This is a genomic window from Luteimonas marina (assembly GCF_007859325.1).
Taxonomy (GTDB): domain Bacteria; phylum Pseudomonadota; class Gammaproteobacteria; order Xanthomonadales; family Xanthomonadaceae; genus Luteimonas; species Luteimonas marina.
In genome coordinates, this window is sequence record NZ_VOHK01000005.1 from 112,386 (window position 1) to 128,997 (window position 16,612).

General features: G+C 69.9%; 12 protein-coding genes. 6 read left to right on the forward strand and 6 right to left on the reverse strand.

Translation table 11 applies throughout. The features are described from left to right. The first annotated feature begins 6 nt into the window (after positions 1 to 6). The 3 genes from FQY83_RS12295 (at position 7) to FQY83_RS12305 (ending at position 6,521) form a co-directional block, all read left to right on the forward strand. A complete protein-coding gene (locus FQY83_RS12295) occupies positions 7 to 1,728 on the forward strand; it encodes a site-specific DNA-methyltransferase (RefSeq protein WP_146388258.1) in 1,722 nt (573 codons plus the stop codon). Continuing rightward, positions 1,725 to 4,400 (forward strand): DEAD/DEAH box helicase, encoded by a 2,676-nt coding sequence (locus FQY83_RS12300; RefSeq protein ID WP_146388259.1) that lies wholly within the window; start codon positions 1,725 to 1,727, stop codon positions 4,398 to 4,400. The genes FQY83_RS12295 and FQY83_RS12300 overlap by 4 nt, the downstream gene beginning before the upstream one ends. Before the next feature lie 162 nt (positions 4,401 to 4,562). Then, on the forward strand, positions 4,563 to 6,521 hold the full coding sequence (locus tag FQY83_RS12305) for an MFS transporter (protein ID WP_146388260.1): 1,959 nt from the start codon (positions 4,563 to 4,565) through the stop codon (positions 6,519 to 6,521). Between the two features lie 116 nt (positions 6,522 to 6,637). Here FQY83_RS12305 and FQY83_RS12310 read toward each other — a convergent pair whose 3' ends face one another. The 4 genes from FQY83_RS12310 to FQY83_RS17605 all read right to left on the reverse strand — a co-directional run bounded on the left by FQY83_RS12310 (position 6,638) and on the right by FQY83_RS17605 (position 9,861). Continuing rightward, entirely contained in the window at positions 6,638 to 7,555 is a 918-nt protein-coding gene (locus FQY83_RS12310; RefSeq protein WP_146388261.1) for a regulatory signaling modulator protein AmpE, read from the reverse strand. 255 nt (positions 7,556 to 7,810) lie between these two features. After that, positions 7,811 to 8,710: an NAD(+) diphosphatase gene (nudC, locus tag FQY83_RS12315; protein ID WP_146388262.1), complete on the reverse strand. Its 900-nt coding sequence runs from the start codon at positions 8,708 to 8,710 to the stop codon at positions 7,811 to 7,813. Between the two features lie 5 nt (positions 8,711 to 8,715). Next, positions 8,716 to 9,078, reverse strand: coding sequence for an iron-sulfur cluster insertion protein ErpA (gene erpA / locus FQY83_RS12320; RefSeq protein WP_146388263.1), 363 nt, complete (start codon positions 9,076 to 9,078; stop codon positions 8,716 to 8,718). Between the two features lie 57 nt (positions 9,079 to 9,135). Further along, on the reverse strand, positions 9,136 to 9,861 hold the full coding sequence (locus tag FQY83_RS17605) for a DUF6776 family protein (protein ID WP_158636499.1): 726 nt from the start codon (positions 9,859 to 9,861) through the stop codon (positions 9,136 to 9,138). A gap of 278 nt (positions 9,862 to 10,139) precedes the next feature. On the opposite strand from FQY83_RS17605, the gene FQY83_RS12330 reads away from it, so the two are divergent. From FQY83_RS12330 to FQY83_RS12340, 3 genes are all read left to right on the forward strand, one after another. After that, positions 10,140 to 10,721, forward strand: a complete 582-nt coding sequence (locus FQY83_RS12330; protein WP_146388265.1) for a DUF4126 domain-containing protein — start codon at positions 10,140 to 10,142, stop codon at positions 10,719 to 10,721. A gap of 227 nt (positions 10,722 to 10,948) precedes the next feature. Continuing rightward, on the forward strand, positions 10,949 to 12,811 hold the full coding sequence (locus tag FQY83_RS12335; RefSeq protein ID WP_192906704.1) for an EAL domain-containing protein: 1,863 nt from the start codon (positions 10,949 to 10,951) through the stop codon (positions 12,809 to 12,811). Between the two features lie 9 nt (positions 12,812 to 12,820). Then, positions 12,821 to 15,448: a hybrid sensor histidine kinase/response regulator gene (locus FQY83_RS12340; RefSeq protein WP_238333491.1), complete on the forward strand. Its 2,628-nt coding sequence runs from the start codon at positions 12,821 to 12,823 to the stop codon at positions 15,446 to 15,448. 283 nt (positions 15,449 to 15,731) lie between these two features. Here FQY83_RS12340 and bfr read toward each other — a convergent pair whose 3' ends face one another. After that, a complete protein-coding gene (gene bfr / locus FQY83_RS12350) occupies positions 15,732 to 16,202 on the reverse strand; it encodes a bacterioferritin (RefSeq protein ID WP_146388267.1) in 471 nt (156 codons plus the stop codon). Positions 16,203 to 16,314: 112 nt separating this feature from the next. After that, on the reverse strand, positions 16,315 to 16,536 hold the full coding sequence (locus FQY83_RS12355) for a (2Fe-2S)-binding protein (RefSeq protein WP_146388268.1): 222 nt from the start codon (positions 16,534 to 16,536) through the stop codon (positions 16,315 to 16,317). Positions 16,537 to 16,612: the final 76 nt, after the last annotated feature.

Genomic DNA, 16,612 nt, shown 5'->3' on the forward strand with positions numbered 1-16,612 from the left:
CGCTAGATGCCCGTCCTCAACTGGATCGGCAAGCCTGCGGTGGTAAAGCACCACAAGGACGTGCCCTACCGGCTGCTAGAGCCTGTGCCGGCGCTGTCATGCGGCGACTCGGACAGCGGCAACCTGATCGTCCAGGGCGACAACCTGCATGCGCTCAAGGCCCTGTTGCCGCGCTACGCGGGGCAGGTGAAGTGCATCTACATCGACCCGCCCTACAACACCGGCAACGAGGGCTGGGCCTACAACGACAACGTCAACAGTCCGGAGATCCGTCGCTGGCTGGGCGAAGTCGTCGGCAAGGAAGGCGAGACGCTGGATCGCCACGACCGCTGGCTTTGCATGATGTATCCGCGGCTGGTGTTGCTGCGGCAGTTCCTGCGCGATGACGGCGTCATCTTCGTTTCCATCGATGACAATGAAGTCGGCAATCTACAGACGTTGATGCGCGAGGTTTTCGGCACATCCAACGAAGTTGCCACCATCGTCTGGGAGAAGGGCAAGAAGGGCGACTCGAAACTTGTATCCGTGACCCACGAGTACATCGTTGCCTTTGCCAGAAGCAAACGACTCCTGAAAGAACGCAAGGTCCGCTGGCGTCGCAGGAAACCTGGAGTTGATGCAGTTCTTGAACACTATGCGAGCTTGCGCAGCGCGCATGGCGACAATCATTCCGCGATCCGCAAGGAGATGATGGCCTGGTATCGCGCACTGCCAAATGGAGACCCGCGGAAGGCTCACAAACACTACAACTGGTCGGATGAACGCGGACTCTACTTTCCGGACAATTTTCATGGGCCAGATGATGGGCGTGCGAACCGCCCTCGCTATCCGATTCTTCATCCGTCGACGCAACTGCCCTGCGCGATGCCATCGACTGGATGGCGATGGGAAGAGAGCACCACGAAGGCAGCCTTGGCCGAAGATCCGCCTCGCATCCACTTCGGCAAGGACCACACCACGATCCCCAATCGCAAAAGCTATCTCTTCGAGGTCGACGAAGAGCCGATGCTCAGCGTGTTCTACAAGGATGGGCGCGCCGCCACGCTTGAGGTCGAGCGGATTCTCGGCGCCGGAGCATTTCAGTTCCCGAAAGATTCCGAGGTCATTGCCGACCTGATCGGAATGGTCGTCGATCCCGGGGAAATCGTTCTCGACAGTTTTGGCGGCTCCGGCACCACGGCGCACGCCGTACTTCGCCTCAACCAGCACCTGAAGGATCCAGTACGATTCATTCTTGTAGAGATCGACGAAGACGTCGCACAAAACAAGACACGCGAGCGAGTTCGGAAAGCCATTGAGGGATATACCCCTGTCTCAGGCAAGAAGCCGATTCCGATCACCGGCCTCGGCGGCGGCTTCCAGTTCTGCAGGCTGAGCAAGGACCCGCTGTTCACCGCCGACGGCCAGATCCGCGAGGACGTGACGTTCGCGCAGCTGGCCGAATTCGTCTGGTTCTCCGAAACCGGCACCGGGCACACGCCCAAGGGCAAGTCGCCGCTGCTCGGCATCCACGAAGGCCGCGCGATCTACCTGCTCTACAACGGCATCCTCGGCGACAGGTCCGTGGACGGCGGCAACGTGCTCACCGGCCCGGTGCTGGACCTGCTGCCCCGGCACGACGGTCCGCGCGTGGTCTACGCCGCCGCCTGCCGCCTGGGCACGCCACGGCTCAACCGCGAGGGCATCGTGTTCAAACAGACGCCCTACGCGCTGGACGTATCGCCGTGAGCGCCTTCGTCCGCAAGGACTACCAGCAACGCGTGCTGGAGTCGGTGGAGAAGTACTTCGTCCTCTGCCACCGGACGGGCGATGCCGACAGCGCGTTCTACCAGGCGACGAAGGAACTCTGGCAGCAGGGCCAGAAGTTCAACCCGTTGCCGGGCTTCGCCACGGACATGCCGTACTTCTGCCTGCGCGTGCCCACCGGCGGCGGCAAGACCTTCCTGGCCGCCAGCAGCGTGGCGCTGGCCAATACCCATCTGCTGCGCAGTGAACACAGCGTCGTCCTGTGGCTGGTGCCCAGCGATGCGATCCGCGAGCAGACCCTGAAGGCGCTGCGCCAGCCCGACCATCCCTACCACCACGCCCTGCGCGAAGCCGGTGCGGTCACGGTGATGGACCTGGACGAGGCCAAGGCGATCACGCGCGCCACGCTGGACACGTCCACGGTGGTGATCGTGTCGACCGTGCAGGCGTTCAGCCGGGAAAGCACGCAGGGACTGAAGGTGTACGCGTCCAGCGGCGCGTTGATGCAGCACTTCGACCACCTGTCCGCCGCGCAGCGCGACGGCTTGCTGCAGGACGACGACGGCACCGTGCCGTTCTCGCTGGCCAATGTGCTGCGCCTGCGCCGCCCGTTCCTGGTGGTGGACGAGGCGCACAACGCGCGCACGCGCATCCGCTTCGCCACCTTCGAGCGCTTCAACCCCAGCGGCGTCATGGAGCTGACCGCCACGCCCGATCTTGAGGACGTGCCCAGCAACGTCCTGCACAGCGTGGGTGCGGCGGAACTGAAGCTGGAACAGATGATCAAGCTGCCCGTGCTGCTGGAAGCGGAGCCGGACTGGCAGGTCTGCCTGGGCGACGCCATTGCCCGCCGCGGCGAACTGCAGAAGCTGGCCGACGAGGAGCATCGTCGCGGCGCGCCCTACCTGCGCCCGCTGGTGCTGGTGCAGGCGGAGCCGCGCCGGCAAGGGGTGGAAACGCTGGACACCGCGCGCGTCCGGCAGGAACTGATCGACAACCAGCGTATTCCGCCGGAGGAAATCGTCATCGCCACCGGCGAGGAGCGCGGGCTGGAAGCGCTGGACAGGGAATTCAAACTCGGCATCGCCGATCCCGCATGTCCGGTGAAGTTCGTCCTGACCCAGAAAGCGCTGGCCGAAGGCTGGGATTGCCCGTTCGCTTACGTACTGGTCGGCCTGGGTTCGCAGCAGTCCGGCACGGCCGTGGAGCAGTTGCTGGGCCGTGTGCTGCGCCAGCCGGATGCGAAGGCGCGCGACACGGCGGCGCTGAACCAGTCCTACGCCTTCGTACGCTCGGGTGACTTCGCCCGCGTCGCCAACGAACTGCGTGACGGGCTGGTGCGCGGCGCGGGGTTCGAGCGCAAGGATGTAAGCCAGTTCGTCGCGGCGCAGCGGCAGGACCAGGACGACCTGGATTTCGGTGGACGCGGGAAACTCGTGTTCACGCCGGTCGACGTGGCGCTGCCCGAGGCGCCGAAGCTGAGGACGCTGCCGAAGTCCGTGCAGGACAAGCTGAAATGGGACAAGGGCAGCAAGACCCTGACCATCACCGGGCCGCTGACCGAGAGCGAAGCGGAAGACGTGCAGCAGGCGGTGGCAGGCGAATCCTCTCGCGTCGCCATCGCGCAGGCGGCCGAGGCCAGCCGCACGACTGCCGTCGAGTTCTTCCGGACGCCCGCTGAACTCGGCGAACGCCTGCGCGTGCCGCAGCTGGCCCTGAAGCTGCAGGGCGAATTGCAGTTGTTCGACGACCCCGAGGCGCTGGACTATCCGTGGGACCTGTCCGGCTACGACGCCGCGCCGACCCGGGACGACATTTCCGCGCTCGGTGCCGCATCGAAGGTGGCCGAGGCCGGAAAGATCGACGTGGCCGACGACGGAAAACTCCGGATCGGCTTCCTGCCGGGCCTGCAGCGCGACCTTGGCCTGAGCTACCAGCCCGAGCATTGGGACGAAACCCGGTTGGCCGCATGGCTGTGCCGCAACCTGCCCGAACCCTCCGTCACCCATGCCAGCAAGCGCGCATTCGTGGCGGCATGGTTGCGCGCCCTGCTGGCGCGCGATGGTTTCAGCCTGGCCCGCGCCAACCAGCTCAAGTTCACCGTGCGCGGCCTGCTGCAGGATGCCATCCGCCGCCTGCGCCGCGAAGCGGTGGGCAACGCCTACCAGCAGACCCTGTTCGGCGAAGGTCGCGAAGACCGGGTCATCACCAGCGATGCGTTCGCCTTCGAGTTCAATCCACAGGCCTACGCGCCCGGCCGCGACTACGACGGCCGGTTCGGCCAGTGGGATTTCCGCAAGCACTTCTACGGGCGCGTCGGCGACTTCGACAGCAAGGAAGAGTTCGAGTGCGCGGTGCAGCTCGACAGGCTGGCGCAGCAGGGCCGGATCAGGTACTGGGTGCGCAACCTGGTCAACAAGCCGGGCTGCGCGTTCTTCCTGCAGAAGGCCACGGGCCGGTTCTGGCCGGATTTCGTCTGCGAATTGAATGACGGAAGCATCCTCGTCGTCGAGTACAAGGGCGCGCAGGGCTGGACGGACGCACAGGACGACCGCGACATCGGCCAGCTGTGGGCCGAACTCAGCGGCGGCAGGTGCCGGTTCGTGATGGTTCGCGATCGCCGGTGGCCACAGATCGAGGAAGCCCTGGCCTGAGACGGCGGGCAACGCCGGAACCGCCTCGATTCCTCCGCTGCAAGGCCGGTGACGCGAGGCCAGTGGAGTGCCGCCGCGGGTAGCCTCGCGCGCTACCGGCCATGGCGCGCATGCCCGGGACGCGCGACACCGCTACACTCGCCGCGACCCGATGGAGGCCGCATGGCGAACGTTCCCGACCCGTCCCGACCCGAGCAAGCCGTCGTCGACAACCATTCGCAGTTCGACCTGCTGCGCCAGCGCCGCTTCCTGCCCTACTTCACCGTGCAGGCGCTGGGCGCGTTCAACGACAACGTCTACCGGCAGGCGATCATCGGCCTGCTCGGGGCGATGGTGCTGGCGGGCACGATGCCGTCGGAAGCGCGGGCGCTGTACACGCAGCTCGCGCCGGCAATCTTCATCCTGCCCTACTTCCTGTTCTCCGCGACGGCCGGCCAGATCGCGGAGAAGCTGGAGAAGCAGAAGCTGATCGTGATCACCACGACGATGGAGATCGCGATCATGTCGGTGGCGGCGATCGGCTTCGTGCTGCAGAACATGACGATCCTGCTGGTGGCGCTGTTCTGCACCGGCCTGCAGTCGACGCTGTTCGGGCCGGTGAAGTATTCGATCCTGCCCTCGGTGCTCAAGCCCGAGGAGCTGACCGGCGGCAACGGCCTGGTCGAGATGGGCACGTCGATCTCGATCCTGCTGGGCATGATCGCCGGCGGGTCGATCTTCCTGCTGGCGGGCGCCGCGGGGCCGTACGTGGCGGCCGTGTCGATCATCGCGCTCGCGATCGCCGGCAACATGGTCGCGCGCCGCATCCCGCGCGTGGATGCCGGCGAGCCCGGGCTGAAGGTCGACTGGAACATCGCGCGCCAGTCCTGGCGCATCTGGCAGCTGACGCGGCGCCAGCCGGCGGTGCGCAACGCGGTGTTGGGGGTGTCGTGGTTCTGGTTCATCGGCACGGTGCTGACCGCGCAGCTGCCGGTCTATGCCGAGACCAACCTCGGCGGCACGCAGGCGCTGTACATCTTCGCGCTGGCGCTGTTCTCGATCGGCGTGGGCGCGGGCTCGCTGCTGTGCGAAAAGCTGTCCGGGCGCACGGTGGAGATCGGGCTGGTGCCGCTGGGCGCGTTCGGCGTCAGTGCGTTCATGCTCGACCTGTATTTCGCGCGGCCGGGGCAGGCGCTGGCGACGGGCATGTCGGTGGCGCAGTTCGTCGATGCGGCGGGCAGCTGGCGGATCATCCTCGACCTGACCGGCATCGGCCTGTTCACCGGCTTTTTCGTGGTGCCGCTGTTCGCGCTGATCCAGAGCCGCACGCCGAAGGCGGAGCTGGCGCGCGTGATCGCGGGCATGAACATCCAGAACGCGGCGTTCATCGTCGCCGCGGCGGTAATCGGCATCGCCGTGCAGCGCTTCCTCGGCTGGACGATCCCACAGGTGTTCCTGGCGCTGGCGATCGCGAACGTGCTGGTCGCGGTGTGGATCTTCACGATCGTGCCCGAGTTCTTCATGCGCTTCGTCAGCTGGCTGATGGTGCGCGCGCTGTACCGGCTGGAGCTGCACGGCATCGAGAAGCACGTGCCGGACGAGGGCCCGGCGCTGATCGTGTGCAACCACGTCAGCTACATGGACGCGCTGATCCTGGCGGCCAGCGTCCCGCGGCCGGTGCGCTTCGTCATGTACCACCGCATCTTCAACATCCCGGTGATGCGCTGGATCTTCCGCACCGCCAAGGCGATCCCGATCGCGGGCGCGCGCGAGGATCCGGCGCTGATGCAGCGCGCGTTCGACGCCATCGACGCGGCGCTGGCCGACGGCGAGCTGGTGGGGATCTTTCCCGAGGGTGCGCTGACCAAGGACGGGGAGATCGCGGCGTTCAAGTCGGGCGTGGAGAAGATCCTCGAACGCGCCGCCGCGCGCGGGCAAGTGGTGCCGGTGGTGCCGATGGCGCTGCGCGGGATGTGGAGCAGCATGTGGAGCCGCCGCGACTCCCGGTTGGGGCGCATGCGCGTGCCGCGACGCTTCCGCGCGCACGTGGGGGTGGTGGCGGATGCGCCGGTCCATGATGCGGCGGTGACGGCGGAACAACTGGAGGCGAAGGTGCGGGCGCTGCGGGGTGCCTCCGCCTGAACCTCGCGAACCGTTCGTTCGCGCAGGAGCGCCTTCAGGCGCGATGCTTTTCGTCACGGCGCGGGATATCCGCGAAGAGCATCGCGCCTGAAGGCGCTCCTACGGGATCCCGCGTGTCAACTCACCCAGCCGGCGATCACGAACAACGCGATCAGCGCCAGCCAGACCAGCAGCGCGCGCCAGACCAGGCTCATCGCGTCGCGCAGCTCCGGTAGCGGGCCGAGTTCGTGCACCAGCGCGCTGCCGGTGGCCATGCCGGCGTCGGCGTACTCCTCGGCCTCGTCGGCGATCTCGCTGCGCACGCTGGCGCGGCCGGCGGCCACGAGGAAGCCGGTGTCGAGCCGCAGCGAGGCGCCGCCGGCCTCCTTCCAGGCGCCGACGACGACGTCGAAGTTGCCCACCAGCGCCAGCGACAGCGTCACCAGCTGCGCGACCGGCCAGTCGAGCACGGCCAGCAGGGTGCGCGCGCCGGTCACCGTCTCGTCCGGCAGTGCGGCGGCGACGTCGTCCTCGGCCGCGATCGCGGCCAGCCGGTACGCCAGCGCACCCACCGGGCCGAGCAGCAGGAACCAGAACAGCACGCCGAACCAGCGTCGCAGCGCCGCGTCGAACACCGCGCCGACCAGGGCCGGCGGATCGACGCGCGCCTGGTCGCGGCGCAGCGGCGGCCACAGCCAGGCGGCGGCGCTGCGCCGGGCGTCGCCGCTGGGCGCTTCGATCACGGCATCGACGTCGTGGTCGAGGTTGCGCGGGCCCCAGGCGTGAAACAGCACCGCCACGCCGAACAGCAGCGACGGCAGGCCGAACAGGGTGCCGTGCAGGGCCCACTGCAGCAGCGCGACCAGCAGCAGGACCGGCACCAGCGCCAGCGCGATGCCGTAGCGCCCGCGCCAGAAGCCGTCGTCGGGGAAGCGCGCATCGAGCCAGCGCAGCCAGGCGCGGGCCCAGTCGTGGTTGCGCAGCGCCATCGCCATTTCGTGCGCGACGTGGCTGAGCACGAGGGCGACGACGACCGCGAGCAGGGTGGCGAACATGGGGCGATTCTAGGCGCTGGCGGTTATGGGCGGGAGCAGGCGACGCTTGAGGGGCCGTGCTTTTCCGGGCCAACGGCAGTGGAGTCGTGACTGACTTCGGTGGCCCCCTCCCCAGCCCTCCCCCGCAGGCGGGGGAGGGGGCTAAAAGCAGCGGCTTCCGACTCCCTCCCCCGCCTGCGGGGGAGGGCTGGGGTGGGGGCCAGCCGAAGCCGGAAAGACAAACGATCGCGCAACTTGCCCGGCGTCGTCGCGCCGCTATCCGGCCGAACCGCCCGCCTCGTACCAGCACTCGACCAGCCAGCGCGAGATCGACAGCCGCGGCGACAGCAGCAAACCGCTCTCGCGCGTTTCGCCGCGCAGCGCGGCGCCCACCTCGTCGCGGGTGAACCAGCGCGCGTCCTCAAGTTCCTCGTCGTTGGCACGCGGCTCGTCGGGCTCGGCCTCGGCGTAGAAGCCGAGCATCAGCGACGACGGGAACGGCCACGGCTGCGAGGCCAAATACCGGCAGCCGCGCACGCGCACCGCCGATTCCTCGAACACCTCGCGCGCCACCGTCTGCTCCAGGGTCTCGCCCGGCTCGACGAAGCCGGCGAGCGTGGAATAGCGCCGCGCCGGCCAGTTTGCCTGCCGTCCCAGCAGCAGCCGTTCGCCGTCGCTCACGGCGACGATCACCGCCGGGTCGGTGCGCGGATAGTGCTCCAGGCCGCAGCCGTCGCAGCGCCCCAGCCAGCCGGCACGCTCGAAGCGCAGCGCGCCGCCGCAGGCGCCGCAGTAACGGTGCCGCGCGCGCCAGTGCAGCACGGCGCGGGCCTGGGCGAAGGCGGTGGCCTCGCGCACCGGCCAGGACGCGGCGGCACTGCGCAGGTCGATGCGCGGGAGGTCGGGCGACGCTGCTTCGGCCAGCGGCAGCGCGAACCAGGCTTGCTCGCCATCGAGCCCGAGCAGCACGGCGGCATCGCGCGCATCGGCATGGTCGGCGCCCGCGTCCAGCCGCGGACCGCCCTCGGCGTCGGCCAGCGCGCGCCCCTCGCCGTCGAGCAGCAGCACGCGCGCGGCCGGCCACAGCGCCGCGAGGCGCGCGGCATCGCTGCGCAGGTATTCGGCACGGTCCAGCGCGCCGTCGAGGAAGGCGAACGGCGACGGCGCGTCGGCCATGTGCGTCAGACGGTGAACGAGGACCCGCAGCCGCAGGTCGACTTCGCGTTCGGGTTGCGGATCGTGAACTGGGCGCCGTGCAGGCTCTCGGTGTAGTCCACCGCCGCGCCCATCAGGTACTGCAGGCTCAGCGGGTCGACCACCAGGGTCACGCCTTCGGTGACGACCGCGAGGTCGTCCTCGGCCTGCTGTTCGTCGAACTCGAAGCCGTACTGGAAGCCCGAGCAGCCGCCGCCCTGGATGTAGACGCGCAGCTTCAGCGCCGGGTTGCCTTCCTCGGCGATCAGTTCGCGCACCTTGCCGGCCGCGGCCGGGGTGAAGTCGAGCGGGCGTTCGAGCGAGAGGTAGTCGGGGGCAGCCGTTTCCATGCCCGCAGGATGGGGGGGCGCGGCGCCGACTTCAAGCGCAGGCGTCGACCGCTGTGTTCAGCCGGCGCCCGCGCGCACGATCGCATCGCCCCAGGGCAGCGTCTGCTCGACCGGCGCGCCGCCCGCCGGCGCCAGCCGCACGCTGATGCGCAGCGGCTGGAATCCCGGCGGCAGGACGATCTCGCCTTCGACCTGCTGGAAATACTTGAACGAGTACTCCACGCCCGCCGCATCCGGCTGCTGGCGCAGCGCCGCCCAGTCCAGCTTCTGCAGCTTGCCGTCCTGGGTGCCTTCGACCGACAGGGTGAGCCGGCCCGAGCTCACCGCGCCGCGGTTCAGGTTCTGGGTCAGGGTGGCGGTGTAGTGCCAGGCCTGGTCGGTCTGCGGCGTCATCTTCAGCTCGTGCACCGCCAGCCCGCGGCGCTGCGCGGTGGCGCCGACGAAGCGTTCGTAGAAGGCGACGTCGGCGCGCAGCGCGGAGATCTCCTCGTCGCGTTCGGCCAGCGTGCCCTGCAGGTCGCGGTTGGCCTCGCGGCTGATCTGGTCGGAGCGGGTCAGGGTGGCGACCTGCTGCTCCAGCGAGTCGATCCGCGACTGGCGCGTCGCCAGCTCGGTGCGCGGATCGCCGTCGGGGGCGTCCATCGACGTCCACACGCCCCAGATGCCGAAGGCCAGCGCGACCACGAACAGGCCGAGCACGGCATAGCCGGCGGGAGACGCGACCGGCGGCGGCGCGAGGGGGGACGGCGACGGGGTGGCGTCGGGCGGGGCGGGTTCGGTCATCGGGCCGGTATAGCGACCCGCCCGAGGCGGCGTCAAGGCGCGCCGACTGCTTTCGCCCGGGCCGCAGAGCGTCCGGACCTGCCATCCGGGCCCTTCCCTGATGCGCCGGGCGGGCTCGGCGAAGGGTCCGGTTGTGCGGTCTCCGGACGCAAGATCCCTCACTGCGTCCGGGATGACAGGTTGCGGAACTCGACGTGGCCGGAGCCATATACTTCGGCCTGCAGGCCCGCGCCTGCCGCGTTGTCCAGCCGCCGTCCGCCCTGCCGAGGAGCGCCGCCATGTCCGAAGCCCACCTGTTCGCCGTCGGCGTGCTGCTGGCCTGGCTGGCGGGCATCCGCGCCTATCTCACCGTGTTCGGCGTCGGCATCGCCGGCGCGCTGGGCTGGCTCGACCTGCCCCCCGCGCTGGAAGTCACCGCCTCGCCCTGGGTGCTGGGCGTGTCCGGCGCGCTGGCGGTGACCGAGTTCCTGGCCGACAAGATCCCCGGCGTCGATTCGGGCTGGGACCTGCTGCAGACGCTGGCGCGGGTGCCGGCCGGCGCCTTCCTCGCCGCGGCGGCGCTGTCGCCCGACGGCGAACTGGGCGCGGGGATGCTGGCCGCCGGCGCCGGCGTCGCCTTCACCAGCCACGCGATCAAGGCCGGATCGCGCGCCCTGCTCAATACCTCGCCCGAACCGGTGAGCAACTGGACGGCCTCGGCGACCGAGGACGTGGTCGTGGTCGGCGCACTGAGCCTGGCCTGGGCCTATCCCTGGGCGGTGCTGGCGATCGTGGTCGCGATCGGCGCGGGGCTGTTGCTGCTGCTGTGGTGGGTCTGGCGCAAGCTGTTCAGGCGCGCGCCGCAGCCGGCGCCGGGTTGAGCGCGTCGTCACAGTTTCGCGGGTTTGCGCGCCGCGCTGGCCGTGCCGCGGCGCCTTTGACGTGCCATAGTCGGACGGCCGCATTGTCGTAATAATGCCGGCATCAGGGGGAATCGGAATGAATCGCGTGGCTGCGCAGGCAGACTCCTCGCCCAATCGGCTGTTGCCCCGGCGGCAACGGCTTGTGGCTGCGTTGCCCGTGGTCCGCGCCGCGCGACCGGTTGCCCGTGTTCTTCGTTTCCGACAAGGTCCCTGCGGTGTCTGAAGCCGACAATCGCCAACGCGCGGAATTCCCGCCCGCCGGTTTCTGGCGGCGCTGGTGCGAGGATGCGTCGCCGCCGGTGCTGCCGCGCGCCGAAGCCGTCGCGCCCGCGATCGAGGTCGCGCCACCGCCGGCCAGGCCGGCGGCCACGCCGCTGCAGTCGGCGCGCGACGCCGCCCCCTACCGCGTGCTGGTCGTCGAGGACGATCCCAGCCAGGCCCTGTTCGCCGAGAGCGTGCTCAACGGCGCCGGCATGCAGGCCCAGGTGGTGTCGGTCACCAGCGAGGTGATGGACGCGATGGAACAGCTGCGCCCGGACCTGGTGCTGATGGACCTGCACATGCCGGGCCTGGACGGCGCGGAGCTGACCGAGTTGATCCGCGCGCACGCCGAGTTCGCGCCGGTCCCGGTCGTGTTCCTGACCGGCGACGAGGATCCCGAGCGTCGCTTCGAGGCGCTGGACATCGGCGCCGACGATTTCCTGCGCAAGCCGGTGCGCCCCAAGCACCTGGTCTCGGCGGTGCAGAGCCGCATCGTCCGCGCACGCGCGCTGCTGGCGCCGGCGGCGGGCGAAGGCCGACACCCGGTGACCGGCCTGCACACGCGGCCGCAGATGCTGCAGCTGCTGTCGGCCTCGGTGGCCGGCGCGCGCAGCGGCGCCACCTTCTTCGTCGAGATCGCCGGCACCGCGGCGTTGCGCGACCGCTTCGGCTACGCCGCGCTGGAAACCCTGCTCAGCGACGCCGGCCGCAGGCTCGGCGAAATCGCCGGCGAACACGCGGCCTCGCGCCTGAACGACAACACCTTCCTCGTGTTCGCGCAGGGACCGGACAGCGAGGCGCTGCCCGCGCTCGGGCGCCAGCTGCGCGACGGCCTCGGCGAACACGCCTTCGCCGTGGGCGAGGAGCGCGTGCGCCTGCGCGCCGTGGTCGGCTATGCCGACCTGGCGCAGGGTTTCGAGGACGCCGGCGCCGCCCTGTCCGCCGCCGAGGAAGCGCTGCGCGCCGCGCGCGGCCATCCGCACGGCGTCGCCGCCTGGGAGCGGCCGGTGTCGGAGGAAGACCGGAACTCGGCCGAACTGGCGCGCGCGCTGCGCGAGGCGCTGGCGGCGGGCGGGCTGCTGGCCGCATTCCAGCCGATCGTCGCCGTCGCCGGCGGCAACGAGGCGCAATACCAGGTGCTGCTGCGCCTGCGCGACGCGAACGGCGAGCTGCATGCCGCCGGCGAGGCGCTGGAGGCCGCGGCACGCATCGGCGCCACCGCCGAGGTCGACCGCCGCGTGCTGGAGATCGCGATCGGCGCGCTGCAGCGCCAGCGCGCCGAGAACCGCTCGCTGCGCCTGTTCGTGACCCAGTCGCCGGCGACGCTGTCGCACGACGGCCACGCCGACTGGCTGCTGCAGGCACTGGCCGCGGCCGGCGTGGACGGCGGCTCGCTGGTGATCGACGTGCGCCAGGAGGATGCGCTGGTGCATGCGCTGTCGCTGCAGGAGTTCTGCAGCGCGATGGTCTCGGCCGGCGTGCAGCTGTGCCTGAGCCAGTACCGCTTCGGCACCGAGGCCAACGCGCTGCTGGGCCAGCTGCCGCTGGGCTACGTGCGGCTGGCGGCGCGCTACTCCAGCCACCTCGACGACACCGCGCTGCGCGACGAGATGCGCAGCGCGATCGAATTCGCGCACCGGCTCGGCCTGCAGGTGATCGGCCAGCAGGTCGAGGACGCGCAGTCGGCAGCCACGCTGTGGATGACCGGCGTCGACTTCATCCAGGGCAACCTGGTGCAACGCCCGGCCGGCGACCTCGAGTTCGACTTCCAGACCTCGGTGCTCTAGGACCCGTCGATGATCAGCCACGCCCGCCCCTCGAGCACGATGCTGCGCTGGTTCACCCTCGGCGCCGCCGGCGGCGCCGCGGTGACGATGGCGCTGCACATGCTCGGCATGGAAGGGCCGTGGCTGAGCTTCGCGCTGGTGCTCGCGCTGCTGGCGGTGTTCGCCTCGATCGCCGTGTTCTACCACCTGCGCATCCGCGAGAAGGAACTGCTCGAAGCGCAGGAGCGCGCGCAGCGCGACGAACAGGTGCTCGGCGAACTGCACCGCGAGCTCGAACGCCACGCCCAGCTCGAACTGGAAATGCGCCAGGCCAAGCAGGCGGCCGACTCGGCGGCGATGGCCAAGGGCGAGTTCCTGGCGACGATGAGCCACGAGATCCGCACGCCGCTCAACGGCATCGTGCCGATGCTCGACCTGCTGATGCACGCCAGGCTCGCGCCCGACCACGCCGAACTGGTGCGCACCGCCTATCTGTCCTCGCAGCAGATGCTGCGCATCGTCGACGACATCCTCGACTACTCCAAGCTCGAGGCCGACAAGCTCGAACTCGAGACCACCGCCTTCAACCTGCGCGAACTGCTCGAGGGCGTGCTGCAGCTGATGGAGCGCCCGGCGCAGAGCAAGGGCCTGCGCCTGCACATGCAGCTCGACGCCGGCGTGCGCCTGCCGGTGCGCGGCGACCCGGTGCGCCTGCGCCAGGTGCTGGGCAACCTGATCAGCAACGCGGTCAAGTTCACCGAGCGCGGTTCGGTCACCGTCTCGCTGCGCAAGACCGGCGAGACCGCCGCGCAGCACCAGCTGCGCTTCGAGGTCCGCGACACCGGCATCGGCATCTCCCAGGCCGCGCAGTCGCGCCTGTTCCAGGCCTTCAGCCAGGCCGACGCCTCGACCACCCGCCTGTACGGCGGCACCGGGCTCGGGCTGGCGATCTCCAAGCGCATCGTCGACCTGATGGGCGGGCGCATCGGCGTCGAGTCCGAACCCGGCGCCGGCGCCACGTTCTGGTTCGAGGTGCCCCTGCTCAAGGTGCAGGGCGACATGCAGGCCGAGGACAAGAGCCCGCAGGACGGGCGCCTGCTGCTGCTCAGCGCCGACCCGCGCCTGCGCCTGCGCCTGAGCATGCTGCTGCCGAACTGGGGCCTGCGCGTGACCTCGGTGGAGACCACGCAGGAAGCGCTGGACCGCTTGCGCACCGCGGCCAACCAGGGCCCGCCGTGGTCCTACTCGATCGTGCTCGCCGACCTGGCCGGCATGCGCAACACCGCGCTGGCGCTGCACCGCAACCTCGGCCGGCAGGCCGTCTACGGCGACCTGCGCCTGGTCTGCCTCTACGGCGACGACCCGGTGGCCGAGGAACTGCAGCGCAGCGTCACCCTGCTCAGCCGCCAGTCGCCCGACGCCAACCTGCGCGCCGCGTTGTTCGAACAGACGGGCGAGGCGACCGCCGCGCCCGCCGCCGCTGCTTCCGACGTCGAGGAACCTGCCGTGCCCACGCCGCCGCCCACGACCGTCGACAAGCTCGCCGTGCGCAAGCCGCGCGTGCTGCTGGTCGAGGACAACCCGGTCAACCTGATGGTCGGCCAGCGCCTGCTCGGCGTGCTCGGCATCACCTGCGACACCGCCAGCAACGGCGAGGCCGCGCTGCTGCGCATGTCGGCCTCGCGCTACGACATCGTGCTGATGGACTGCCAGATGCCGGTGATGGATGGCTACACCGCCACCCAGCGCTGGCGCGAGAACGAGGAGGCCAGCGGCGACGGCCGCCGCCTGCCGATCATCGCCATGACCGCCAACGCCATGGCCGGCGACCGCCAGAAGTGCCTGGACGCCGGCATGGACGACTACCTGCCCAAGCCGGTCACCCGCAGCGAACTCGAGCGCTGCCTGCACCGCTGGTGGGACCCGGACCAGATCAGCGTGCCCGCCGAGTTCGCCGACCTCGTCGGCGCCGCGACGCCGCAGGCCGAGGCGGCCACGCCGACCGGACTCGACCCGCAGCTGCTCGGGCTGCCGACGACCGAAACCGCGCCGGCGCCGCAGGCAGCAGCGTCGGCCACGGGGACGGGCGGCGCCGAAGCGCAGGCATCACCGGCACCGGTCGATGCGCCGTCCGCCGCACCACCGCCCACGACGCCGACCCCGGCTTCGATGCCGGCGCCACCTGCCGGACCGGCACCTGCCCCGGCCGCGACCGTGCAGCCAACGCCCGTCGCAACCGCCACGCCACCGGCATCCGCCAACGCCGGCAGCCCCCCGGCGGGCGCGCCGGAGCCCCCCAAACGCCCGCTGGCGCTCGTGCTCGACACCGACATCCTCGACGACCTGCAGGCCATGCTCGGCGAGGAAGTCGACCGCCTGATCGACGTCTTCCTCGACGACACGCCGCGACTGATCAAGGCCCTCGAGAACGCCGCCGCCGGCCCCGACTACGACGCCCTGCGCGACGCCGCGCACTCGCTCAAGTCGTCCGCCGCCAACCTCGGCGCGATGTCGCTGTCGGCCGCGGCCAAGCGCGTCGAACTCGCCGCGCGCGAGAAGTCGCTGGAGCGCCCGGCGGTCGCCGTGGCCCTGATCGCCAACGAATTCGCCCGCGCCCGCCAGCAGATGCTGGCCCGCCGCCCGGCGCAGCAGGCCTGAGCCGCCGCGCCTGATCTGCAGGAGCGGCTTCAGCCGCGACACATTCGATTCGAAACACCGGCCCTGCACGGAAAAGCATCGCGGCCGGAGCATTCCCGGCCCGGATGCCGACGCTTCCGTCGTCCCCGCGAAGGCGGGGACCCAGTGTCTTTGTCCTTGAAACCAACAGCAAAGACGCTGGGTCCCCGCCTTCGCGGGGACGACGAACAATGCTCTGGATGGCCGCCGGTGGCCGGGCGTCGTGGCGTAGCCCCGACCCATGGACCGCAGGCCGCGGCGCGAATCAGTCCTCGATCTTGCTCTGCAGGTAGTTCTGCTCACCCACGCGCGCGACCAGGTCAAGCTGGGTCTCGAGCCAGTCGACGTGCTCTTCCTCGTTCTCGAGGATGTCGGCGAACAGCTTGCGGCTGACGAAATCGTTGGCGGTCTCGCAGTAGGCGATCGCCTCGCGCAGCAGCGGGATGCCTTCCATTTCCAGCGCCAGGTCGCAGCGCAGGATCTCCACCGGGTTCTCGCCGATCTTCAGCTTGCCCAGCGCCTGGAAGTTCGGCAGCCCCTCGAGGAACAGGATGCGCTCGGCCAGCACGTCCGCGTGCTTCATCTCGTCGATCGACTCGGCGTACTCGTGCTTGGCGAGTTCCTCCAGCCCCCAGTTCTTCAGCATCTTGGCGTGCAGGAAGTACTGGTTGATCGCGGTCAGCTCGTTGTAGAGCGCCTTGTTGAGGTACTGGATGACCTGTGCGTCGCCTTTCATTGCCGTGTTCCGCGGACCGTGGACGTGCAGACTCTAGCGCCACACGGCCGGCGATGGCGGAACACGAATAGTGTGCATTTGTATCCGCGCCGTGGACCGGCGGGCGACGCGCTCAGGCGGCGCGCGAGACCAGCGGAAACGCGATGACATTGCCCGCGGCCGCGCCAGTGGCAGGCCGGGCTTCGTCGAGCAGCGCGCAGGCGGTGTCCACGCAGGTCCCGCAGCAGGCGCCGGCGCCGGTGCGCATGGTCAGCTCCGACATCGAGCCGCAGCCGGCCTCCGCCGCGCGGCGGATATCGTGTTCGGTGACCCCGTTGCAGATGCAGATGTACACGGTGCGGGCAGGCGGGCGGAAAGCGGACCGCCATTGCGCCACACATGAGAATGAGTGTCAATGCCGCCAGCAGTCG

Coding starts and splice junctions, on each gene's coding strand:
- nudC (WP_146388262.1), bottom strand. CDS start 8,710: ATGGCCGACGCGCCGTCGCCGTTCGCCTTCCTCGACGGCGCGCTGGAC.
- FQY83_RS12305 (WP_146388260.1), top strand. CDS start 4,563: ATGGCGAACGTTCCCGACCCGTCCCGACCCGAGCAAGCCGTCGTCGAC.
- erpA (WP_146388263.1), bottom strand. CDS start 9,078: ATGGAAACGGCTGCCCCCGACTACCTCTCGCTCGAACGCCCGCTCGAC.
- FQY83_RS12310 (WP_146388261.1), bottom strand. CDS start 7,555: ATGTTCGCCACCCTGCTCGCGGTCGTCGTCGCCCTCGTGCTCAGCCAC.
- FQY83_RS12295 (WP_146388258.1), top strand. CDS start 7: ATGCCCGTCCTCAACTGGATCGGCAAGCCTGCGGTGGTAAAGCACCAC.
- FQY83_RS17605 (WP_158636499.1), bottom strand. CDS start 9,861: ATGACCGAACCCGCCCCGCCCGACGCCACCCCGTCGCCGTCCCCCCTC.
- FQY83_RS12340 (WP_238333491.1), top strand. CDS start 12,821: ATGATCAGCCACGCCCGCCCCTCGAGCACGATGCTGCGCTGGTTCACC.
- bfr (WP_146388267.1), bottom strand. CDS start 16,202: ATGAAAGGCGACGCACAGGTCATCCAGTACCTCAACAAGGCGCTCTAC.
- FQY83_RS12330 (WP_146388265.1), top strand. CDS start 10,140: ATGTCCGAAGCCCACCTGTTCGCCGTCGGCGTGCTGCTGGCCTGGCTG.